The organism is Sphingomonas sp., assembly GCF_019635515.1.
In the GTDB taxonomy this organism is placed as follows: Bacteria; Pseudomonadota; Alphaproteobacteria; order Sphingomonadales; family Sphingomonadaceae; genus Sphingomonas.
On sequence record NZ_JAHBZI010000002.1, the window covers coordinates 452139 to 473631 of the forward strand.

Here is a 21493-nt window from a genome sequence, read left to right on the forward strand (position 1 = left end):
GCGACGCGACAGCTTGGCGACGCCGGGAGGACAGCGCGGCGACACCTGCGCGACGGCGGCGCGACAGGTTGAGACGGTGAAGCGACACGGACGCGACACTTGCGCGACAAGTACGCTGGGTGGCGAAAGGGCGATCGGCCGTGGCTGCATCGATCAGGATAGAGCAGGCGAAATCCTACATTGGAAGGGTTTTGGGGATGCAGTTTACGATTTGGGGGCCGCCCGCTCCCGCCACGCCAGCGCCAGCACATAGATCACCGCCGCGACCAGCGCGAACAGGAACCATTGCACGCCATAGGCGAGATGGTTGTTGGGCACGCTGGAAATGTCCGGCGTGCCGTTGGCGGTCAGGCCCGGGGCGGGGGTGTCGGCGATCAGCATCAGGCGCTTGGGGGTGCGATCGAACAGCGTGGCGAGCAGCGAGCGGCTGTCTGGCGCGTGGCTGATCCGGCCGCTGACCGCGCCGCCTTTCCATTCCGGCTTCGCGTTGGGATCGCGAGTCGTGCCCAACTGGACCAGCATGCCCGGCCCTTCGAGCCCGCCGGTGCGGCACTCGACGATGAAGCGGAACCCGGCATTGCCCGCGCCGGTCAACTGGCTCGATACCGGCTGGAGGCAGAAACCGCTGGCCTTGCGGAACAGCAGCGAATCGTCGGGGAATCTGGGAAAGGCGATCTCGGGCTTGGCGGGATTGGCGGCGAGCTGGGCGAGCTGCGCCTCCTTTTGCGGCAGGCGGATCGCCAGCTGCCAGACGCCGAGCGCGATCATCACGGCGACGCACAGACCGACAATCGCCGTCGGGATCAAGGGCAGGCGCGGCATCATTCGGGCTCCTTGAGCCGCGCTTCCCGCGCGCGGTTGCGATATTCGAGCGCGAGCAGCAGCCCCTTGGCGAAACGCAGGCTGACCATCACCAGCGCCAGCGTCAGCGGAACCCACAGCAGGACGTGGATCAGCACCCCGGGTTCGAAAGTGAATTCCACCCACAATGCCAGCATCACGACCAGCGCGCCGATGCCGAGCGTCATGAACACCACCGGCCCGTCGCCGACGTTGAACTTCGAATAATCGAGGCCGCAGGCGCCGCATTTGTCGGCGAAGCCGGCGAAGTTCCTGAACAGCGTCCTCGCGCCGCAGCGCGGACAGCTGCCCCTCAGCCCGGAATCAACAGGGGGAGGCAAGCTCGCGCCGCCTCCCCCCGAGAGCTGATCGGTGTCGCTGGACACTTATCCGCCGTGGACCGCAGCGCCCCAGCCGCCCCAGACATAGATCGACGCGAACAGGAACAGCCACACCACGTCGACGAAGTGCCAGTACCAGGCCGCCGCTTCGAAGCCGAAATGCTGGCGCGGGGTGAAGTGGCCCTTATAGGCGCGCACCAGGTTGACGATCAGGAAGATCGTGCCGACCAGCACGTGGAAGCCGTGAAAGCCGGTCGCCATGAAGAAGGCGCCGCCATAGCTCGAACCGCCCTCGCTCGCCGCCTTGAAGGGGAAGGGGGCGTGGACATATTCATACGCCTGGATGCAGCTGAACAGCACGCCCAGGACGATGGTCAGCCACAGGCCCTTCTTGACGCCGTCATCCTCGCCGACGCCGATCAGGCCCCACAGGCCCTTCATCGCGCCGCCGCGCTGGTTGTGGATCAGCGCATGGTGCGCCCAGGTCACGGTGCAGCCCGAGCAGAGCAGGATCAGGGTGTTGAGCAGCGGGAATTGCCACGCGTCGAGCACTTCCATGCCCTTGGGCGGCCAGACGCCGCCGACCGCTTCGACGCTCGACGGGAACAGCGAGAAATCGAACCAGGCCCAGAACCAGCCGACGAAGAACATCACTTCGGAAGCGATGAACAGGATCATTCCGTAGCGCAGATGGAGCTGCACGACCGGGGTGTGATCGCCCTGCTGCGCTTCCTGGATGACCTGCGCCCACCAGCCGAAGAAGGTGATCGCGACGGCGGCCACGCCCGCGAAGAAGACCAGCGTGGCGGCGGGCATCGAGTGCATCCACATGATGCCGCCGGCCGCGAGCACAAGCGCGGACATCGCGCCGAACAGCGGCCAGGCGCTGGGCGGCAGGATATGATAGTCGTGGTTCTTGGCACCGGCCATGAGGACGTTCCCTGTTCGTCTGGTTTGCAGTCGCTTTAAGAGGCGAATCCGCTTCCCGCAACGGTCGTGATCGCCGCAAGGCGGCCGCCGGCGAGAAAGGTCACGCAGGCGCGCGGCGGCGCCCATGCGTGAGCCCGTGCCGCTGCCCGGCAGCCGCGTTGCGGCGACCGCGAAGCGGCGGGCCCGATTCGCCTCTTCAGCTCGGCGTTTTCGCGGAATCCGCCGGATAAAAAGTATAGGAGAGCGTGATTTCCTGAACGTCCTTCGTGTCGGGATCGTCCAGGATCTTCGGATCGACGTAGAAGATCACCGGCATCCGCACCGTCTGGCCGGGATCGAGCGTCTGCTGGGTGAAGCAGAAGCACTGGATCTTGGTGAAATATTTGCCCGCCACGTTGGGCGTGACGTTGAAGGTGGCGGTGCCGGTTACGGCCTTGTCGCTGCTGTTGGTGGCGGTGAAGAACGCCATGTCGCGGCCGCCGATATCGATCGTGTCGGAGCGGCGCTCTGGCGCGAATTTCCAGGGCAGGCCCTTGTCGACATTGCTGTCGAACGCGACCGTGATCTTCTGGCCCGTCGTGCCGGGCGCGCGCAGCCCGCGCTGGGTGGTGCCGTTGAGCCCGGTCGCCTCGCAGAACATTCGGTACAGCGGCACGGCGGCGAAGCCCAATCCGCCCATCGTGCAGACGCCGATCCCGGCGAGGATCGCGGTGCGAAGGTTGCGGCTGATCATCCCGGATGGCCGAGCTTTATCTTCACGATCGAGATCGCGAACACCAGGATCACGAACGCGCCGAGCAGCACCGCCATCAGCCGGGCGCGGCTGCGCTGGCGCGTGCGGATCAGGTCGGTCTCGCTCGGGGCGGGCTTGGGCGCGCGGATCAGATCGTCGGTCATGCAAACCACCTGTCGGCGACCAGTGCGCCGAAAATGAGGAAGAGATAGAGGATCGAATATTTGAACAGCCGCTTCTCGGGCGCCATCGCGTCGTCCGGCGTGGTGGCGCGGAAGGTGACCTGCGCGGCGAACAATGCGAACAGCGCGGTGCCGAGCAGGGCGGTCCAGCCATAGATCGGCCCGAGCAGCCCCAGCGGCCAGGGCGCGATCACCGCCGCCGCCATCGGGATGGTGTAGAGCCCGATCTGAATGCGCGTGCTGCGCTCGCCCGCCACCACCGGCAGCATCGGCACGCCCGCCTGCTCGTAATCGCTCTTCACGAACAGCGCGAGCGCCCAGAAATGCGGCGGCGTCCACAGGAAGATGATCAGGAACAGCAGGATCGGCAGCAGCGTCACGTCGCCGGTCGCGGCGGCCCAGCCGATCATCGGCGGGAAGGCGCCGGCGGCGCCGCCGATGACGATGTTCTGCGGCGTCCGGCGCTTGAGCCAGATCGTGTAGATGAAGACGTAGAACAGGATCGAGGCGGCGAGGATCAGCGTCGCGGCGAGGTTGATCGCGAAATACATCAGCGCGAGGCTGAAGCCCGACAGGCCGACGCCGAAATGCAGCGCCGATTGCCGGTCCATGCGGCCGGCGGGCAGCGGGCGACCGGCGGTGCGCTTCATCCTGGCGTCGATATCGCTCTCATACCATTGGTTGAGCGCCCCCGCCGCGCCCGCGCCGAGCGCGATGCACAGAATGGCGGTGAACCCCAGCACGGGGTGGATCGGCACCGGCGCCGCCAGCATCCCGCACAGGCCGGTGAATACCACCAGGCTCATCACCCTGGGTTTGGTCAGCGCGAGGAAATCCCGCCAGTCGGCGGGAAGGGTGGCGGCGGAGGCGGTGGTCGTGGTCATGGCGTTGCGGGCGCTATAGGAGCCGCGGCGCGAAGGGGAAAGGGCCCGCGTGCGCGCACCGTCCGCGCGTAGGCCAGATCGTCCGCGCGTAGGCCGGAGCGCCGCCGATGGGATCAACCAGCGCCCCGGCCGAGGCTCAAGCGGGGTGCCGCGTGCCTCTGCGCGAGAGCCATCGCATCCGCGGCGGGCGGAGGCAACCGGCGCCATGACGTCAACCGACCCAAAATGAACGCAAACGGAAAACGCCCCGGAGTTTCCCCCGGGGCGTCTTCTGTCTGCGAAGGCCTTTCGGCCGAACGTTAGTGGTGCGAATCGCTGTCGATGACCGGCAGCGTCTCGAACTGGTGGAACGGCGGCGGGCTCGACAGCGTCCATTCGAGCGTCGTCGCGCCCTCGCCCCACGGATTGCCCTCGGCCTTCTTGCCGGCGAGCAGCGACTGGATCACGTTCCAGAAGAAGATCGCCATCGAAGCGGCCATGATCATGTAGCCATAGGTCGCGATCTGGTTCCAGTGCGCATAGCCGTCCGGATAGTCCGGGTAGCGGCGCGGCATGCCCTGCAGGCCCAGGAAGTGCATCGGGAAGAACATCACGTTCACGCCGATGAAGAACACCCAGAAGTGCAGCTGGCCGAGCAGCTCGTTATACATCCGGCCCGACATTTTCGGGAACCAGTAGTAGAAGCCGGCGAACAGCGAGAACACCGCGCCGAGGCTGAGCACATAGTGGAAGTGCGCGACGACGTAATAGGTGTCCTGCATGTAATCGTCGACGCCGCCATTGGCGAGCACGACGCCGGTGACGCCGCCGACGGTGAACATGAAGATGAAGCCGAGCGACCAGACCATCGGGGTCTTGAAGCTCATCGAGCCGCCCCACATCGTCGCGATCCACGAGAAGATCTTCACGCCGGTCGGCACCGCGATCACCATCGTCGCCGCGGTGAAGTACATCTTGATCGTCACCGACATGCCGGTGGTGAACATGTGGTGCGCCCAGACGACGAAGCCGACCAGGCCGATCGCGACCATGGCATAGGCCATGCCGAGATAGCCGAACACCGGCTTGCGGCTGAAGGTCGCGACGATCTGGCTGATCATGCCGAAGCCCGGCAGGATCATGATGTACACCTCGGGATGGCCGAAGAACCAGAACAGGTGCTGATAGAGGATCGGATCGCCGCCATATTGCGGATCGTAGAAGGCGGTGCCGAAGTTGCGGTCGGTCAGCAGCATGGTGATCGCGGCGGCGAGCACCGGCAGCGCCAGCAGCAGCAGGAACGCGGTGATCAGCACCGACCACACGAACAGCGGCATCTTGTGCAGAGTCATGCCCGGCGCGCGCATGTTGAAGATGGTGGTGATGAAGTTGATCGCGCCGAGGATCGAGCTGGCGCCCGCCAGGTGAAGCGACAGGATCGCCATGTCGACCGAGGGCCCGGGCTCGCCATAGGTGGAAAGCGGCGCATAGACCGTCCAGCCGGTGCCCGCGCCGATGCCGACGAACGGCGAGGCGAGCAGCAGCAGGAAGGCCGGGATCAGCAGCCAGAACGAGATGTTGTTCATGCGCGGGAACGCCATGTCCGGCGCACCGATCATGATCGGCACGAACCAGTTGCCGAAGCCGCCGATCATCGCCGGCATGACCATGAAGAACACCATGATCAGGCCGTGCGCGGTGATCAGCACGTTCCAGAAGTGCAGCGCGTCGTCGAGGCTGTGCTGGCCGCCGTGGAGCATGCCCAGCCAGTGCGGCAGATACTGGATGCCCGGATGCATCAGCTCGGCGCGCATCAGACCCGAGATGCCGCCGCCGATGATGCCGGCGACGATCGCGAAGATCAGATAGAGGGTGCCGATGTCCTTGTGGTTCGTCGACATGAACCAGCGGGCGAAGAAGCCCGGCTTGTGATCGGCATCGTGATGATCGTGATGATCATGGCCGTGTGCGATTGCGGTCTCGGTCATCTTAATTGCCCGTATTGCCGGCGCCGGCCGGATTGGCGGTCGCAGGCGCGTTGGTCACTGCTGGAGCAGCGGTTGCGTTGGTGATGGCGACGTTGGCGCCGGCGGCGCCGTTGGTCGTGTCGTCGGCTTCGTTGCCGGCGGGAGCGGCGGCGGTGGTCGTCGCGGCTTCGGGGGCGGGCATCTTGCCGCCCTTGGCCGCCACCCACTGCGCGAACACTTCGGGCGACACCGCTTCGACGGCGATCGGCATATAGCCGTGGCGCGCGCCGCACAGTTCGGAGCATTGCCCGAAATAAACGCCCGGCTTCTCGATGATGAAGCTGGTCTCGTTGATCCGGCCCGGCACCGCGTCGAGCTTGATCCAGAAGGCGGGGACCGCCCAGGCATGGATCACGTCCTGCGCGGTGGTGAGCAGGCGGATCGGCACGCCAACCGGCAGCACGACGCGCTGATCGGTCGCGAGCAAGCGCGGGCCGTCCTGATCGGTGCGGTAGCGATCGCCGGCCTTGAGCGCCGGATCGTCCTTCTCCCGGAGCATGTTCGCGGTCAGCTGGATGCCGCCATGATCGGGATATTCGTAGCTCCAGAACCACTGGTTGCCGATCGCCTTGAGCGTGACGGCTTCCTTGGGCGCGGGCTTGAACTGGGCGGCGAGCAGCTTGATCGACGGGATCGCGATCGCGACGAGGATCAGCACCGGGACGAGGGTCCACAGGATCTCGATCGTCACATTGTGACTGGTTTTCGACGGCACCGGGTTCCTGCGGCGATTATAGCGGAAGATCACCCAGGCCAGCAGGATCAGCACGAAGACCGAGATGGCCGCGATCAGCGAGAACAGGATGTTGTCGTGGAACCAGTGCGCGGTGCGCCCATTCGGCGTCACCTGCTGCTGAAGCCCGTACTTGCCATCGGTGGGCTGGCCGACGCCCGCCACCGGCGCCGTCTTCGGCAGTCCCGACGCGTCGAGCGTGGGATCGGCGACCTTGGGGGTCTCCGCCGCCGCCGGAGCCGCGGCGCTGCTGGTCGCCGCCGGAGCCGCGGCGTTTCCGGTTGCCGCTGGAACCGCGGCGGGCGCCGCAGCAGGCTCCTGCGCGGTGGCGGGAACGGCGAACGCCATCCCGGCCGCGAGGATAATCGAAGTCAACCCAAGCATGCGCATCGTCTATATTCACCCTGTTCGCGAGCAGCGCCGAGGAGGGGCCGCGAAACAGCCCCCTGCAACATGGGCCTATACGCCGCGCCGCCCCATTCTCAACCCTTTTTGCGCGCGGTTGCGGTGCGCGGGCCCCGGTCCTAAAGGTCTGCGCCTTCTCCATGGACGAGGAAGCGACTTTGCACGGCGACGCCATCTTGGACGAGTTCCGCGACGCGGGCGCGCTGCTCGAAGGGCATTTCATCCTCTCATCGGGGCTGCGCTCGCCGGTGTTTCTGCAAAAGATGCGGATCTTCGAGGATCCGGTGCGCAGCGAGCGGGTCTGCTCGGCGCTGGGCAAGCTGATCCGCGAATCGTTCGGTGCCGTCGATCTGGTGGTGTCGCCCGCGATCGGCGGCATCATCCCCGGCTATGAGACGGCGCGGGCATTGGGCTGCAAGGCGCTGTTCGTCGAGCGTGAGAATGGCGCGTTCCAGCTCCGCCGTGGCTTCGAGATTCCCGAGGGCGCGCGAATCGTGATGGTCGAGGATATCGTCACCACCGGGCTCTCGTCGCGCGAATGCATCGCCGCGATCCGCCAGCATCCGGGCGAGTTGCTGGGCGCCGCCTGCATCGTCGATCGTTCGAATGGCGCGGCGGAGGTCGGCGTGCCGTTGGTCTCCTTGCTCAAGCTCGACGTGCCCGCCTATCCCGCCGACCAGCTCCCCCCGGAACTCGCCGCGATTCCCGCGATCAAGCCCGGGAGCCGGGTGACCGCGTGACCGGCAAGCTCCGCCTCGGCGTCAACATCGATCACGTCGCGACCGTCCGCAACGCGCGCGGTTCGGGCTATCCCGATCCGGTCCGCGCCGCCTTGCACGCGGTCGAAGCGGGCGCCGACGGCATCACCGCGCACCTTCGCGAAGACCGCCGCCACATCACCGACGGGGATATCGCCCGCCTCGTCGCCGAGCTGACCGTGCCGCTCAATCTGGAGATGGCGGCGACCGAGGAGATGCTCGGCATCGCGTTGCGCCATCGCCCGCACGCGGTGTGCATCGTTCCCGAAAAGCGCGAGGAGCGCACCACCGAGGGCGGATTGGACGCGGCGGGGCAGCACAACCATCTCGCGCCGATGGTCGCCAAATTGCTCGATGCCGGCTGCCGTGTCTCCTTGTTCATCGAGCCCGACGCCCGCCAGATCGACGCCGCGCTGCGCCTGCGCGCGCCGGTCGTCGAGCTTCATACCGGCCGCTATTGCGAGCTGGACGAGGGCGAGCGCGAAGCCGAACTCAAGCGCATCGCCGATGCCGCCGCGCTCGCCGCCAAGGCGGGGCTCGAACCGCATGCCGGCCATGGCCTGACCTTCGACAATGTCGTCCCGATCGCCGCGATCCCGCAGGTGATGGAGCTCAATATCGGCCATTTCCTGATCGGCGAGGCGATCTTCGACGGGCTCGCTCCGGTGGTGCGGCGGATGCGCGAACTGATGGACGGGGCGCGGTGAGATCCCTTCTTAGATCCTCCCCGGAACGGGGAGGGGGACCAGCCTCAGGCTGGTGGAGGGGGCTCCCCACCAGCGATACGCCCGTTGCATGCCCCCTCCACCACCGCTTCGCGGCGGTCCCCCTCCCCGTGCCGGGGAGGATCAAATGATCATCGGCACCGGCTCGGACCTCTGCAATATCGAACGCATCCAATCCTCGCTGGACCGTTTCGGGACACGATTCGAGCAGCGAGTCTTCACCGAGGCGGAACGTGCCAGGGCCGCGCGGCGCCCGCATACCCGGGCCGGAACGCTGGCAAAACGCTTCGCCGCCAAGGAGGCGTTCTCGAAAGCGGTGGGCACCGGCTTCAAGGCCGGGGTGTTCATGAAGGATATTGGCGTGGTCAATTCGCCCTCGGGCGCGCCGACGCTGGCGCTGACCGGCGGGGCCAGAGCGAGGCTTGACGCGCTAACCCCCGAAGGCCACGTCGCTAAGGTGCATTTAACGCTAACCGACGATCATCCCTGGGCTTTCGCCATGGTGATCATCGAAGCGGTGAAGGACGAGTAGTGGCGGAAAGGATTGCGTTGGGCCGGAGCGATTTCGACGAGACCGTCGACCATGTCGATGAGGATGCGCGGCCGCGCACCGATTGGTGGGCGGAGCTTCGCGGCGTCTTCTGGCTGGTGCTGGCGGTGCTCGGCTTCCACAGCCTGATCGCCAAGCCCTTCTACATTCCCAGCGAATCGATGATGCCGGGGCTGCTGGTCGGCGACCGGCTGGTCGTGACCAAATATCCCTATGGCTATTCGTTCGTCACCCCGACCTTCCATCTGCTGCCGTTCATACACGGACGGTTCCTCGGCAAATTGCCCGAGCGCGGCGATGTCGTGATCGTCACGCCGCCGGGCACCAATACCGACTATATCAAGCGGGTGATCGGCCTGCCGGGAGACCGCGTCGCGGTGCGCGGCGGGGTCGTCTATCTCAACGGCGTCGCGGTGCCCCGCCAGGCGATGGGCAACCGCGACATTCCGGTCGATGCCAACACCCAGTGCGACCGCGATCACTATGGCAACAGCAAGGTCCGCGTGGGCGGCCAGCTTTTCTGCCGCGTCGCGATCTACCGTGAGACGCTGCCAGGCGGGCGCTCCTACGACACGATCGATATCGGTGTCGGCGCCAGCCGCGGCGACAATTATCCCGAGGTCCGCGTGCCCGCCAACCGCGTCTTCCTGATGGGCGACAATCGCGACAATTCGGCCGACAGCCGCTATCCGCTGCTCAGCCCCGACGGCAAGCCCGAGGGATTGGGCGGCCCGGTGCCGTGGGAGAATATCGGCGGGCGCGCCGAATTCATCACCTTCAGCCTCGACGGCAGCGCGACCTGGAACCCGCTGACCTGGGGCAATTCGTTCCGCGCGGGCCGCGCCGGCACCTCGCTCCATCCCCAGCGCGACGACAAATGAGCGACCCCCTCGCCTCCGATCACGTCGATATCGTCCAGGAGCCCGGGCCCAACGAGATGCGCGACCCGCTGGTCCGCGCCGAGCTCAAGCGGGCATCGGTGTGGTTCGGCCTCGCGATCGCGGTCGCGCTGGTCGTGCTGCTGATCCAGCCGTTGCTGATCATCTTCGGCGGGCTGGTGTTCGCCTCGATGCTCGACGGCGGCGCGCGGCTGCTCGGGCGGATCCTGCCGATCCCGCGCACGCTGCGGATCGTCATCACCATCCTGCTCGCGATCGCGTTCGTCGCCGGCGTCTTCTACCTGACCGGCGTCCAGATCGCCCAGCAGGCCGAGCAGCTCCGCACCACGCTGGAGGTCCAGGCCAATCGCGTCGCCGCCTGGGCGAGCGAGATGGGGCTGATGCCCGGCCGCTCGGACCTGACCGGCCTTGTCCAGCAGGCGATCGGATCGGTCGGGCGGCTGACCTCGGCGGTGGGATCGGTGATCGGCGCGGCGACCAGCATGCTGATGATCGCCATCCTCGGCCTGTTCCTCGCGCTGGAGCCGCGCACCTATGAGCGCGGGCTGCAATGGATGGTGCCGATCGAGCATCGCGACGAATTCGCGATCACGCTGGCGCGGATGGCGACGACGATGCGGCGCCTGCTTGCCGGCCGCCTGTTCGGCATGCTGTTCGAAGGGGTGATCACCTGGCTGGCGCTGTGGGCGGCGGGGGTGCCGATGGCGCTGCTGCTGGGGATCATCACCGGCGTGCTCGCCTTCATCCCCAATATCGGCGCGTTCATCTCGGGCGTGCTGATGATCGCGGTCGGCTTCAGCGCCGGGCCGGAGACGGGCGTGTGGGCGATCATCGTCTATTTCGCGGTCCAGAATTTCGACGGCTATGTCGTGCTGCCGCTGGTCGCGCGGCATACCGTCGATATGCCGCCGGCGCTGACCATCGCCTCGCAGATCCTCGCCAGCGCCCTGTTCGGCGTGCTCGGGCTGGCGCTCGCGGATCCGATGGTGGCGATGATCAAGGTCGCGCTGGAGAGCGAGGCCGAACGTGCCGAGCGGGCCAGCAGCGGCAAGCGCCCGCGGTGGCGCCGCGCGCCGCAGGATGCCGCGCCCGAGGAACCGTGATGATCCTCTACGATTATTTCCGCTCGTCCGCCGCCTATCGCGTCCGCATCGCCCTCAATCTCAAGGGCGTGGCCTATGAACGCCGCGAGATCATGCTGCTCGAGGACCAGCAGCGCTCACCGGAGCATCTCGCCCGCAACCCCCAGGGACTGGTGCCGGCGCTCGAGGCCGATGGCGTGGTGCTGACCCAGAGCCTCGCGATCATCGACTGGCTCGATGCGCGTTTTCCCGAGCCGCGCCTGATCCCCGCCGACGGGCAGGCGCGCGCGGCGGCGCTGGCGCAGGCGATGGTGATCGGCATGGACGTCCATCCGCTCAATAACCTCCGCGTGATGCGGCGGCTGAAGGCGATGGGGGTCGAGGAGGATGCCCGCAACGACTGGACGCGGCACTGGATCGCGCAAGGGTTCGCCGCGCTGGAAGCGATGGCGGGAGAGGGCCGGTTCCTCGGCGGCGATGCGCCGGGGATCGCCGATCTGTTCCTGATCCCGCAGATGTTCAACGCCCGGCGCTTCGATACCCCGCTCGACGCGTTTCCCAGGCTGGTGGCGATCGACGCCGCGGCCTCAGCGCTCCCCGCCTTCGCCGCAGCGCATCCGGATGCGGTAGCGCCGAAGTGAAATGCGCCGGGCTGGCGGCGGGCTTGCTGTTCGCCGCGCCGGCGCTGGCGCAGCAGGCGCCACCCGATCCCGATAGCATCGTCGTCACCGGCCATGGGCTGGCCCCGCCGCCGGGCGATGCCGCCTATGGCATCGTCACGATCGAGCGCGAGCGCCTGACCGGCACCGCCAGCGGCCGCCTCGAAGATGCGCTCCGCGACGCCGCCGGGCTCGCCCAGTTCCGCCGCTCCGATTCCCGCTCGGCGCATCCGACCAGCCAGGGCGTCACCCTGCGCGGGCTTGGCGGCAACGCGTCGAGCCGCGCATTGCTGCTGCTCGACGGCGTGCCCCAGGCCGATCCGTTCGGCGGCTGGGTGGCGTTTCCCGCCTATCTGCCCGAGCGCCTGGCCTCGGCGCGAATCATCCGTGGCGGTGGCAGCGGCTATGCCGGGCCGGGCGCGCTGGCGGGGACGGTAGAACTGGCCAGCGGCTCGCCCGCCGAGCTTGGCACGCTCAATGCCAGCGCCGCTTATGGTAGCCGGGGCAGCCTCGACGCGCGGGCCATCGGCGCGGCCGAACTCGGCGGCGGCTTCGTCACTTTCGCCGGGCAAGTCGCGCGCGGTGACGGTTTCGTGCCCGTCGTCGCCGAGGACCGCGGCCCCGCCGATCGCGCCGCGCCGTACAAACAGGCCAGCCTCGCTTTGCGCGCCGTCACCGATCTTGGCGGCGCCGAGCTGCAAGCCAATCTCTCGGGCTTCACCGATCGCCGCGATCGTGGCGTGGCCTTCACCCGGGTGAAGAGCGACGGCGCCGATGCCAGCATCCGGCTGGTCGGGCGGCACTGGTCGGCGCTCGCCTATCTCCAGACCCGCAGCTTCGCGAGCGGCTTCGCCAGCATCAACGACGCCCGCGACACCGTCGCCGCGACGCTCGACCAATATAATGTCCCCGCCACCGGGATTGGCGGACGGGTCGAAGCCGAGCCGCAGATCGGCGGCGGCATCACCTTGCGCCTGGGCGGCGATGTCCGCCGGGTATCGGGGCGCACCCAGGAGCTTTTCACCTATGTCGCGGGCGTGCCGACGCGCAGCCGCGTCGCCGGGGGCGAGAGCATGACGCTCGGCGGGTTCGCCGACGCCAGCTACGAAGCGGGCGGGTTGACGCTGAGCGCCGGCGGCCGGCTCGATCATTGGACCATTGCAAACGGCTCGCTGGTCGAGCGGCCCCTCGCCGGCGGCGCGGCGATCACCGACACCCGCTTCGCCGACCGCCACGGCTGGGAAGCCACCGGCCGCATCGGCGCGGCCTATGCGCTCGGCGCGGTGACCTTGCGCGCCGCCGCCTATCGCGGCTGGCGGCTGCCGACGCTCAACGAGCTCTACCGCCCGTTCCGCGCCGGCGCCGACGCCACCGCCGCCAATGCCGCGCTAAACCCCGAGCGGCTGACCGGCATCGAGGCCGGGATCGACTGGCGGCCCGCGCCGCAATTGACGCTGCGCACGACGATCTATTGGAATCGCCTGACCGATGGCATCGCCAATGCCTTTGTCGCCAATGGCCCGGGCGCCTTCCCCGGCGTCGGCTTCGTCTCGGCGGCAGGCGTTTATCGCCAGCGCCGCAACCTGCCCGAACTGGTGGGCAAAGGCATCGAACTCGACGCGCGCTATCAGGCCGGCAGGTTCAGCTCCTCAGCATCCTATGCCTATGTCGATGCGAGGATCGGCGCGCTCCAGCCCGCCCAGACCGCTCGCCACCATGCCAGCGCCACGCTTGCCTGGGCCGGCGTGTTGGTCACCGCGCGGTACGACGGCCCGCAGTTCGAGGATGACCAGAATCTCCGCCGCCTGAAGGGCGCCTTAACCCTCGACGCCGCCGCCGCGCTGCCGCTGACTCCGGCGCTCACCCTCGAAGCCCGCGCCGAGAATCTTTTCGACGCCCGCATCGAAGCCGGGATCAGCGGCCCCGGCGTCATCGAGCGCGCCTCTCCGCGGACTTTATGGCTGGGGCTGCGCCTGCGGCTCGATTAGCCGGTACAGACCGCGTCGACGATCTTCTGCGACATTCCCGGCCGCGCGGCATAGCGCCACTCGCCGTTCAGGCGAGTGATCGGCGCTTCGCTAATCAGCTTGCCCGCGCGGTCGACCCGATAGTCGCGAATCGTCTTATATTGCGGCATCGCGCAATCGACGACGTACTCGGTCACGGCATCGACCGCCCCATCCTCGCGAGGCTTGCTGAAAACATAATGCTGGGTGACGGCAACGCCCTCGGCCACCTTCTTGCGCGAGGCGCGGTCGATCGAGGCGACATAGGTTCCGCCGCCATAGGCTTCGCCGCTGTCGACCTCGACAAGGTCGCGCCGTTCCTGGGCGTCGCCTGAAACAAGCGTGGTGGCGAGCAATGCCATCAAGTTCATGAGCATCATCAGGATCAGGTCTCCCGCTTTGTCAGCGAATCGAACAAGGCCAGATACTCGGTGATCGGATCGCCTCCCACAACCACTGCTTCAGGCCGCGCGCGCCCCGGCGCCAGCCAGTGATTCAGCGCCGCGACCAGCCCATCGACATCGTCGCGCGCCACCACGCTTCCGAGTGCATCCGAGGTCACGATCTCGCGCACCGCGACGCTCGATTCGGTCGTCACCACCGGCGTTCCCACCGAAAGCGCCTCGCGCAGCACCCCGGGCACGCCTTCATAGTCCGATGTCAGCACCGCCAGCGCCGCGCCCCGCAACGCCGGCAGCGGGTCGCCGGCATGCCCCGGCATCGACACCCGGTCGCCCAGCCCCAGGGCCGCGACCTGCGCCTCCAGCGCCGCCCGCGCGCCGCCTTCGCCGAGCAGCAGCAGCTTGATCTCGCGGTCCGCCAGCCGGGGCAGCGCCGCGAGCAGCCGATCCCAGCGTTTCTGCGGCTCCAGCCGTCCCACGCCGATCATGTAGCGCCCTTGCGGGAGCGCCACCGGCGCGGCATCGGCGCGCGTGGCCGCAGGCGGATTGGCGATCACATGGACGCGTTCCGGCGCCATCCCCATCTCGGCGACCGCTTCCGCCGCCATCGCCGGGGTCATCGCCACCACCGCGTCGAGGAAGCGCGGATGCAGCCGCAGCCAGCGCCGATAGGCCCATGCTGCACCTGCGCTCAATTCGCGCCGGACCAGCGCGTTGGAGACCTTCGCCACGATCGGCGGACAGGCCGAACCGAGCCGCAGCCGCGCCACCGCCGCGACCGCGCTATAGTGATTCCCCGGGCAGAAAATCACGTCAGGCCGCACCGCGCGGACATGATCGGCCAAGGAAAACAGCGCCGCATATCTGGCGGTGCCCAGCTCGATCAGCGCGATCCCCTCCGGGATTTCGGCGGCCAGCGGTCCCTCACGGCTGCCCAGCACCAGGGTCACCCGCCGCCCGGCCTTCAGCCAGCCATCGGCCATGCGCAGCATCGCCCGCTCCACTCCACCGCCTTGCAGGCGTTGGGCGCAGGTCAGGATCATCTGTGCATTTTTGGAATAGGTGCGGTGCAACATAAACCCTTGCGAAACGTCTCGGGAGCGCCCAAATCGCCTCCGTAATAATCCGTATTCGTCTGTCACTCCGGCGCTTTGTCGCATTTTGAGAGCAACTTGTTTGCGACGCGGTGGAAACAAAACGAAATTCGTTCGTCGTCCCGATATCGGAACACATAATCCGTGAATGAAGCAAGTTTGGAGGCTTCGGTGAACACAGGCGTTGTCGAAGCCCCGCTCGGTGCGGTGCCAGACCTTGCCGGGCTTGAGCCCGTCGAAAAGATCAAGCGCCGCTGGCCGATGATCCTGGGCGGCGGATTGACGCTGCTCATGATCCTGAGCCTGGGCCGCGAATTGTTCGGCTCCGGGCTGGCGGGGCTGACCCGCAACCTGCCCGGCAACCCGCTCTTCTATCTGACCTTCCTGGTCTATTATCTCGGCCCGCCGACCTTCGACTATGTGATCTTCCGCCGCCTGTGGCGCATCCCGCTCGACGGCATGGCCGCGCTGCACAAGAAGCGCATCTCGAACGAGGTTCTGCTCGGCTATTCGGGTGAGGCCTATTTCTACGCCTGGGCGCGCCAGCGCACCCGGATGGTCGCGGCGCCGTTCGGCGCGGTCAAGGACGTGATGATCCTGTCGGCGATCGCCGGAAACGCGGTGACGCTGGCGGTGATGGCGATCGCGCTGCCGCTGTGCATCGAGTTGCTGACCCCGACCTATCAGAACTATGCCTATGGCTCGGTCGCGATCATCATCGCGATGTCGCTGCCGTTCCTGATCTTCTCGAAGCGGGTCTTCTCGCTGCCGGCGCGGATGCTCGGCTGGGTGTTCGGCATCCACTGCGTGCGCATCGTCGCCGGCTCGATCCTGATCGCTCTGGCCTGGCACTTCGCGATGCCGGCGGTGCCGATCGGTGTGTGGTTGCTGATGGCGGCCGGCCGCCTGCTCGTCTGGCGCCTGCCGCTGGTGCCGAACAAGGAGCTGGCCTTCTCGTTCATCGCCGGCATCGTCATCGGCGAAGGTCAGGCGCTGTCCGAGCTGATGGCGCTGATCGCGGGTCTCACCCTGCTGTGCCACATCGCCCTGATCGGCGGGTTCAGCATACAGGCGTTGCTGGCCAAGATCCGGGGATGATCGGCCGCGCCGCTCTGACCGCGATCGCCTGCGCGAACGGCGCCACCCCGGCGCTTGCCCAGGTCGATCCGGTGGAGGGCGGCTGCGCGCTGGTCTCGGGGCCGATGCTGCGCGTCAATGTCGAAGGGCTGATGGACCGCACCGGCCGCCTCAAGGTCGAGATCTATCCGAACAACGAAGACGATTTCCTGCGTGACGATACCGGGCTCAAGGGCGACCGGCGCCCGTTCCGCCGCGTCTGGTCGGGCATTCCCGCGCAAGGGCCCGTCGCGGTCTGCATCCGCGCGCCTTATGCCGGGCAATGGGCGGTGCTGCTGACCCACGACCGTGACGGCAAGAACAAGTTCAATTTCTGGGAAGACGGCGCCGGGTTCCCGAGCAACCAGCGCCTCGGCCGCACCCGGCCCAAGCTGCGGCAGGCGCTCGTCAATATTCCGCAGCAGGGCGGGCAGATCACGATCCGCCTGCAATATCTGCGCGGGCTGGGCGGCTTCGGCCCGATGGACGATTGAGCGCATGCGTATCGTCGACGTCAACGAATTCTATTCGCCCACCGGTGGCGGGGTCCGCACCTATCTCGATCGCAAGATGGGGATCATGGCCGATATGGGCCATGAGCTGATCGTCATCGCCCCCGCGCTCGAGAATTCGATCGAGGAGCGCCCGGGCGGCGGCAAGATCTACTGGCTGAAATGCCCGCCGCTGATCTTCGACAGGAATTACGGCATCTTCGTCCATGACGAGCCGGTCTGGGCATTGCTTGATGAGCTCAAGCCCGATGTCGTCGAATGCTCCTCGACCTGGCTGCCGGCCTGGACCGTCGCCAAGTGGAAGGGCGACGCGGTCAAGATATTCTTCGCGCATGGCGACCAGATCGGCGCCTATCCGCAGCGCTGGCTCGATGCCGTGGCGACGCCGCGCCAGGTCGAGCGCGCGTTCGATTTCTACACCCAGTATATGAACCGCTTCCTCAAGCATTACGACGCGTTCGTGACCAACGGCCCGGCGCTGGCCAAGCGTTTCCGCCGCCGGGGCCAGACCGTCCATGCCTCGATGCCCTTGGGGATCGAGCGGCAATGGTTCTCGCCCGATCAGCGCGACGAGCAGCTCCGTGTCGATATGCTGGCGCAGCTCGGCCTGCCACCCGAGGGGCATCTGCTGCTCGGGCTCGGCCGCCATCACAAGGAAAAGCGCTGGCCGCTGGTGATCGACGCGGTCGAGGCCGCCGGCGCCGATCTGCCGGTCGGCCTGGCCCTGATCGGCGATGGGCCGCAGCGTGGAAGCCTCGAGCAGCGTATCGCCGGTTCGCCGCACATCAAGATCTTCCGCCCGGTCTATGACCGCGCCCGCTTCACCCGCATCATGGCCAGCTGCGACGCGCTGATCCACGGTTCGGACGCCGAGCCGTTCGGGCTGGTCGCTTCCGAGGCGCTGGCGTCGGGCCTGCCGCTGATCGGGCCCGACGAGGGCGGGTTCGCCGAGATCGCCGATCCGCTGTTCGCCGAGACCTATGAGGCGCGCAACGCGCAGTCGGCGGCGGAAGCGGTGCGGCGCTTGTTCCGCCGCGACCAGCCGATCCTCAAGGCCGCGGCCCGGGTCGCCGCCGGCAAGGTCCGCAGCGACGTCGATCACGCCGCCCAGTTGATGGACTATTATGCCGGGCTGGTCGCGGCCAAGCGCGGCGGTGGCGGCGCGCCATTGCTCCGCGCCGTCGGCAATTCATAGACGCTGATCATCAGGTCGCCGAGCGGCCAGCGTCCCTTCAGCCGATATCCCATCGCCGCCATATGCGCCTCGGCGCGGCGGCGCACGACCAGCCGCTCGCCATAATATTCGGGGCGCATCACCACGATCTCGGGCTTCCTGGCGAAGATGCGGTCGACCTCTTCCAGCTGATCTACGCCCAATGCGCCATTCTCGCGCTCGCGCGACAAATGGCTGGGGAAGATCCACGCCGTGACTGCGCAGCGCCCGGTATAGCTGTAGAGAATCGAATTGCCCGAATGGACGTACATGCAGCCCGGGCCCTTGCCGATTCCCGCCGCCAGCGCTTCGAGCTGCGGGGCGTTGCCGCGGTGCCAGCGCGCGCTCCATGTCGTGTAGGTGCCGCCGATCAGGCCCGCGACCAGCATCGCCGGGGCGAGATAGCGGCGGCCGATTTCGGTCGCGCCCAGATAGCCCGCGCAGCAAAGCGCCGCGGTGACCATCACCGGCAGCGCATAATGGTTGAACCACGAACCGAACAGGATCAGCCCGGTCACCGATGCGATCAGCCAGCCGAACAGCAGATGCCGCACATGCGGCTGATTTTCGTCGGCAGCCGGAATGTGCCGTGACAGCCCGCTGACGATCAGCGGGAGTCCCAGGATCAGGGCGATCTTGAGGAAGGCGCGGACCAGCACCCAGAAGGGATCGCTCTGCCGTTCGAGGATCGATCCGAAATTGGCGTAGAACCACGCATCGCCATGCCCGAGCGCGATATAGAACCCCCAGGCCGCCAGCGTCGGCGCCCAGGCGAGCAGGCCGTAGACGGCGCTCCGCAGCACGATCTTCGGCCAGGGCGTCTTCAGCCGCCATTCGTGCCAGATCAGCCACACGCCAAGGAAGCCGCCTTCGAACAGCACCGAATATTTGATCTGGAGCGCGATCCCGATCAGCAGCATCGACAGACATGCGCGCAGCACGCGGGCGGAATCGTCGCTGCGCTCGCCCGTCCGTGGCGCGACCAGCGACACCGCCGCGATCACCAGCAGATTGTAGAAGACCGGCGCCTGCCCGCCATGGCCGTCGCCGAAGCCGAGCAGGACGATGTAGAGGATCGCCGATGTCAGCGCGCCCTTGCCCCAGCCGGCGCGCTCCGCCAGCCGCGCGATCAGCAAAGCGGTGCCGACCACGCAGGCCAGCGCCATCAGCTGATAGGCCCAGATTCCCGCCGGCACGCCCAGCGCTGCGGCGGGAGTATAGAGCAGGAACAGCCCGATCGGCTTGCGGTCCCAGATATCGACGAACGGCAGCGCGCCGTGCAGCATCCCCTGCGCGGTGACGAAATAGAATTCCTCGTCGACATGGGTGACCGGATTGCCGAACGCCGCCAGGCGCGTGATGACCGCGACGATCAGCAGCACCGCCCAGCGCGGCATCGCCTCGAGCCGGTCGAGCGGCGAGGGGCGCGCGCCCGGCGAAACGGGTGCGAACAAGTTCATGGGGTGATGGAAACCTGCAGGCGGAAACGGTTCAGGGGAAAAGGCCTTGTTGCCGGTGACAGGGCAACGGCTTAGCGATGCGAAACGGCGCTGTCACGAAATGTGGGCAGCGTAGAATTACCTAGGGGAGCCCGTATGACGCTTCGCATCGATCGCCGCTCGCTGATCCTCACCGGCACATTGGGCCTCGCGGCATTCGCGATTCCCGGCTTCGCCTGGGGCGCGGGGTTTGGCCAGGGCTTCACCCATTCGGTGGCGAGCGGCGAGCCGGGACCGGATACGATGCTGTTATGGACGCGCTATGTGCCCGAAGGCGCCGGTGCCACCAAGCTGCGCGCGGAAGTCTCGCTCACCCAGGATTTCGCCCGCATTGTCAGCGGTGGCGAAGTCTTTACCGGCCCATGGCGCGATCACACCGCCAAGGTCACCGTACAGGGCCTGAACCCCGGCACGCGCTATTTCTACCGCTTCATCGCCCCCGACGGTGCCATCTCGCCGGTGGGCCACACCAAAACGCTGCCGGTCGGCAATCCCAAGCGCTTCGGCATCGCCGTCTTCTCGTGCTGCAACATGCCGTTCGGCTATTTCAACGCCTATGCTCATGCCGCGATGCGCGACGATATCGATCTCGCGGTCCATCTCGGCGACTATTTCTACGAATATGCCAAGGGCGCCTATTCGCCGGCGCGCGGCGCGATCGACGGCCGCGTGCCATTGCCCGAAGGCGAGGCGATCGCGCTCGCCGATTACCGCCTGCGCTACGCCAGCTATCGCGCCGATCCCGATCTCCAGGCGCTGCACCGGCTGAAGCCGATGCTGGTCTCGATGGACGATCACGAGCTCGCCAATAATAGCTGGGAGGGCGGCGCGCAGAACCACCAGCCGGAGGAAGGCGACTACAGCACCCGGCGCGGCGCCGCGTTCCAGGCGTGGCGCGAATGGATGCCGGTGTCGGAGACGCCCTGGAGCAGCTACGATATCGGCGGCCTCGCCACGCTGTTCCGCACCGACACGCGGCTCACCGCGCGCAGCGAGGGCACCGATACCGGCACGGTGATGAAGCGCGATCCCGATCCGGTGAAGGCGCTGACTGCGTTCCGCGACGGTCGCTGGCGCGACAAGGCCGCGACGATGCTCGGCAGCGAGCAGGAGGCATGGCTGGCGCACGCCATGGCCAGATCGGTGCGCGCGGGCACTAAATGGCAGGTGGTCGGCTTCGGCACGATCATCGGCCGCAACCGCGTCCCCGAGCAGGCGGTCGAATGGCTCAAGCCCGATGCCCCGCAGCGGGTGAAGGATTATACCGCCGCCAGCGTGACGGCGAGCAAGCTGGGGCTCCCCGCCGATCTCGACAATTGGGGCGGCTATCCCGAAGCCCGTGCCCGCTTCCTCCGCTCGGCGCAGGGCATGGGCGCGAACCTGATCGTGCTGTGCGGCGACAGCCATAATGCCTGGGCGTTCGATCTCGGCGAGGGCGGCAAGCCGGCCGGGGTCGAGTTCGCCGGCACCAGCGTCACGTCGCCCGGCAATGAGGCCTATACCAGCGTCGATCCCAAAGTGATCGAACGCGCCCTGATCGCCACCAATCCCGAGGTCAAATGGTGCGAGATGAGTAAGCGCGGCTATATGGCGGTGACACTGACGCCCGAGCGGGTCAGCAACGACTATGTGTTCATGGACACGATCCTTGAGCGCTCGCTGAAGGCGAGCGTGGGCCACACCGCCGTGGTCCAGCGCGGACGCAATGTGATGGTGTAGAGATCCTCTCCGGAACGGGGAGGGGGACCAGCCGCAGGCTGGTGGACGGGGCCATCCGCGCGCGAACCGTTTGTTGCCCGCCCCCTCCGTCACGCTTCGCGTGCCACTTCCGTGCCGGGGAGGATCAGTCCGGCGGCTTGCCGCCAATCGGGCCATCGGCTAGGAAACGCAGGCCCGCGGAGACGCGGGTGGGGCATGGAAACCTC

The 21493-nt window shown here is 67.2% G+C and carries 22 protein-coding genes; 11 read left to right on the plus strand and 11 right to left on the minus strand.

All coding sequences use genetic code 11. From position 1 onward, the window contains the following. Window positions 1-204: 204 nt before the first annotated feature. The 8 genes from KF730_RS14405 to coxB all read right to left on the minus strand — a co-directional run bounded on the left by KF730_RS14405 (window position 205) and on the right by coxB (window position 7039). Entirely contained in the window at window positions 205-822 is a 618-nt protein-coding gene (locus KF730_RS14405; RefSeq protein ID WP_294098380.1) for an SURF1 family cytochrome oxidase biogenesis protein, read from the minus strand. Next, window positions 822-1181, minus strand: coding sequence for a DUF983 domain-containing protein (locus KF730_RS14410; RefSeq protein ID WP_294098381.1), 360 nt, complete (start codon window positions 1179-1181; stop codon window positions 822-824). The genes KF730_RS14405 and KF730_RS14410 overlap by 1 nt, the downstream gene beginning before the upstream one ends. A 45-nt stretch (window positions 1182-1226) precedes the next feature. Beyond that, window positions 1227-2111 (minus strand): cytochrome c oxidase subunit 3, encoded by an 885-nt coding sequence (locus KF730_RS14415; protein WP_294098383.1) that lies wholly within the window; start codon window positions 2109-2111, stop codon window positions 1227-1229. A 196-nt stretch (window positions 2112-2307) separates the two neighbouring features. Continuing rightward, window positions 2308-2844: a cytochrome c oxidase assembly protein gene (locus KF730_RS14420; RefSeq protein WP_294098385.1), complete on the minus strand. Its 537-nt coding sequence runs from the start codon at window positions 2842-2844 to the stop codon at window positions 2308-2310. Then, on the minus strand, window positions 2841-3008 hold the full coding sequence (locus tag KF730_RS14425) for a hypothetical protein (RefSeq protein WP_294098387.1): 168 nt from the start codon (window positions 3006-3008) through the stop codon (window positions 2841-2843). Before KF730_RS14425 ends, KF730_RS14420 begins: the two co-directional genes overlap by 4 nt. After that, a complete protein-coding gene (locus KF730_RS14430) occupies window positions 3005-3910 on the minus strand; it encodes a heme o synthase (protein WP_294098389.1) in 906 nt (301 codons plus the stop codon). The genes KF730_RS14425 and KF730_RS14430 overlap by 4 nt, the downstream gene beginning before the upstream one ends. Window positions 3911-4209: 299 nt before the next feature. Beyond that, entirely contained in the window at window positions 4210-5877 is a 1668-nt protein-coding gene (ctaD, locus tag KF730_RS14435) for a cytochrome c oxidase subunit I (RefSeq protein ID WP_294098392.1), read from the minus strand. A 1-nt stretch (window position 5878) separates the two neighbouring features. Next, a complete protein-coding gene (gene coxB, locus KF730_RS14440; RefSeq protein WP_294098394.1) occupies window positions 5879-7039 on the minus strand; it encodes a cytochrome c oxidase subunit II in 1161 nt (386 codons plus the stop codon). 173 nt (window positions 7040-7212) lie between these two features. On the opposite strand from coxB, the gene pyrE reads away from it, so the two are divergent. The 7 genes from pyrE (at window position 7213) to KF730_RS14475 (ending at window position 13715) form a co-directional block, all read left to right on the plus strand. After that, a complete protein-coding gene (gene pyrE, locus KF730_RS14445) occupies window positions 7213-7794 on the plus strand; it encodes an orotate phosphoribosyltransferase (RefSeq protein WP_294098395.1) in 582 nt (193 codons plus the stop codon). Continuing rightward, window positions 7791-8519, plus strand: coding sequence for a pyridoxine 5'-phosphate synthase (locus KF730_RS14450; protein ID WP_294098396.1), 729 nt, complete (start codon window positions 7791-7793; stop codon window positions 8517-8519). Before pyrE ends, KF730_RS14450 begins: the two co-directional genes overlap by 4 nt. 145 nt (window positions 8520-8664) lie before the next feature. Further along, a complete protein-coding gene (gene acpS / locus KF730_RS14455) occupies window positions 8665-9069 on the plus strand; it encodes a holo-ACP synthase (RefSeq protein WP_294098397.1) in 405 nt (134 codons plus the stop codon). A gap of 17 nt (window positions 9070-9086) precedes the next feature. Continuing rightward, a complete protein-coding gene (gene lepB, locus KF730_RS14460) occupies window positions 9087-9968 on the plus strand; it encodes a signal peptidase I (RefSeq protein WP_294099892.1) in 882 nt (293 codons plus the stop codon). Continuing rightward, complete coding sequence (locus KF730_RS14465) at window positions 9965-11089, plus strand: AI-2E family transporter (protein ID WP_294098398.1); 1125 nt, start codon at window positions 9965-9967, stop codon at window positions 11087-11089. The genes lepB and KF730_RS14465 overlap by 4 nt, the downstream gene beginning before the upstream one ends. Beyond that, entirely contained in the window at window positions 11089-11709 is a 621-nt protein-coding gene (gene maiA / locus KF730_RS14470; protein ID WP_294098400.1) for a maleylacetoacetate isomerase, read from the plus strand. The genes KF730_RS14465 and maiA overlap by 1 nt, the downstream gene beginning before the upstream one ends. Further along, entirely contained in the window at window positions 11706-13715 is a 2010-nt protein-coding gene (locus tag KF730_RS14475) for a TonB-dependent receptor (protein ID WP_294098401.1), read from the plus strand. The genes maiA and KF730_RS14475 overlap by 4 nt, the downstream gene beginning before the upstream one ends. On the opposite strand, the gene KF730_RS14480 is transcribed toward KF730_RS14475, so the two are convergent. After that, a complete protein-coding gene (locus KF730_RS14480; protein WP_294098403.1) occupies window positions 13712-14113 on the minus strand; it encodes a hypothetical protein in 402 nt (133 codons plus the stop codon). The genes KF730_RS14475 and KF730_RS14480 overlap by 4 nt on opposite strands. Window positions 14114-14118: 5 nt before the next feature. Further along, window positions 14119-15177 carry a glycosyltransferase gene (locus KF730_RS14485; protein ID WP_294098405.1) on the minus strand — a complete coding sequence of 353 codons (1059 nt, stop codon included), beginning with the start codon at window positions 15175-15177 and terminating at the stop codon, window positions 14119-14121. Between the two features lie 222 nt (window positions 15178-15399). On the opposite strand from KF730_RS14485, the gene KF730_RS14490 reads away from it, so the two are divergent. The 3 genes from KF730_RS14490 to KF730_RS14500 are packed head-to-tail and all read left to right on the plus strand — an operon-like array spanning window position 15400 to window position 18051. Further along, a complete protein-coding gene (locus tag KF730_RS14490) occupies window positions 15400-16326 on the plus strand; it encodes a hypothetical protein (protein ID WP_294098407.1) in 927 nt (308 codons plus the stop codon). Beyond that, entirely contained in the window at window positions 16323-16838 is a 516-nt protein-coding gene (locus KF730_RS14495) for a DUF2141 domain-containing protein (RefSeq protein WP_294098409.1), read from the plus strand. The genes KF730_RS14490 and KF730_RS14495 overlap by 4 nt, the downstream gene beginning before the upstream one ends. A 4-nt stretch (window positions 16839-16842) precedes the next feature. Then, window positions 16843-18051 (plus strand): glycosyltransferase, encoded by a 1209-nt coding sequence (locus tag KF730_RS14500; protein ID WP_294098410.1) that lies wholly within the window; start codon window positions 16843-16845, stop codon window positions 18049-18051. Here KF730_RS14500 and KF730_RS14505 read toward each other — a convergent pair. Next, entirely contained in the window at window positions 17979-19529 is a 1551-nt protein-coding gene (locus tag KF730_RS14505) for a hypothetical protein (RefSeq protein WP_294098411.1), read from the minus strand. The genes KF730_RS14500 and KF730_RS14505 overlap by 73 nt on opposite strands. A 135-nt stretch (window positions 19530-19664) precedes the next feature. Between KF730_RS14505 and KF730_RS14510 the strand changes: the two genes are divergently transcribed. Next, window positions 19665-21287: an alkaline phosphatase D family protein gene (locus tag KF730_RS14510; RefSeq protein ID WP_294098413.1), complete on the plus strand. Its 1623-nt coding sequence runs from the start codon at window positions 19665-19667 to the stop codon at window positions 21285-21287. Window positions 21288-21493 lie beyond the last annotated feature (206 nt).

What these genes read in the sequence shown, in the direction of transcription:
- KF730_RS14405 (WP_294098380.1), bottom strand. Translation starts at nt 822, where the DNA reads ATGCCGCGCCTGCCCTTGATCCCGACGGCGATTGTCGGTCTGTGCGTC.
- KF730_RS14415 (WP_294098383.1), bottom strand. Translation starts at nt 2,111, where the DNA reads ATGGCCGGTGCCAAGAACCACGACTATCATATCCTGCCGCCCAGCGCC.
- KF730_RS14420 (WP_294098385.1), bottom strand. Translation starts at nt 2,844, where the DNA reads ATGATCAGCCGCAACCTTCGCACCGCGATCCTCGCCGGGATCGGCGTC.
- KF730_RS14425 (WP_294098387.1), bottom strand. Translation starts at nt 3,008, where the DNA reads ATGACCGACGATCTGATCCGCGCGCCCAAGCCCGCCCCGAGCGAGACC.
- KF730_RS14430 (WP_294098389.1), bottom strand. Translation starts at nt 3,910, where the DNA reads ATGACCACGACCACCGCCTCCGCCGCCACCCTTCCCGCCGACTGGCGG.
- ctaD (WP_294098392.1), bottom strand. Translation starts at nt 5,877, where the DNA reads ATGACCGAGACCGCAATCGCACACGGCCATGATCATCACGATCATCAC.
- coxB (WP_294098394.1), bottom strand. Translation starts at nt 7,039, where the DNA reads ATGCGCATGCTTGGGTTGACTTCGATTATCCTCGCGGCCGGGATGGCG.
- acpS (WP_294098397.1), top strand. Translation starts at nt 8,665, where the DNA reads ATGATCATCGGCACCGGCTCGGACCTCTGCAATATCGAACGCATCCAA.
- KF730_RS14465 (WP_294098398.1), top strand. Translation starts at nt 9,965, where the DNA reads ATGAGCGACCCCCTCGCCTCCGATCACGTCGATATCGTCCAGGAGCCC.
- maiA (WP_294098400.1), top strand. Translation starts at nt 11,089, where the DNA reads ATGATCCTCTACGATTATTTCCGCTCGTCCGCCGCCTATCGCGTCCGC.
- KF730_RS14480 (WP_294098403.1), bottom strand. Translation starts at nt 14,113, where the DNA reads ATGATGCTCATGAACTTGATGGCATTGCTCGCCACCACGCTTGTTTCA.
- KF730_RS14485 (WP_294098405.1), bottom strand. Translation starts at nt 15,177, where the DNA reads ATGATCCTGACCTGCGCCCAACGCCTGCAAGGCGGTGGAGTGGAGCGG.
- KF730_RS14495 (WP_294098409.1), top strand. Translation starts at nt 16,323, where the DNA reads ATGATCGGCCGCGCCGCTCTGACCGCGATCGCCTGCGCGAACGGCGCC.
- KF730_RS14500 (WP_294098410.1), top strand. Translation starts at nt 16,843, where the DNA reads ATGCGTATCGTCGACGTCAACGAATTCTATTCGCCCACCGGTGGCGGG.
- KF730_RS14505 (WP_294098411.1), bottom strand. Translation starts at nt 19,529, where the DNA reads ATGAACTTGTTCGCACCCGTTTCGCCGGGCGCGCGCCCCTCGCCGCTC.
- KF730_RS14510 (WP_294098413.1), top strand. Translation starts at nt 19,665, where the DNA reads ATGACGCTTCGCATCGATCGCCGCTCGCTGATCCTCACCGGCACATTG.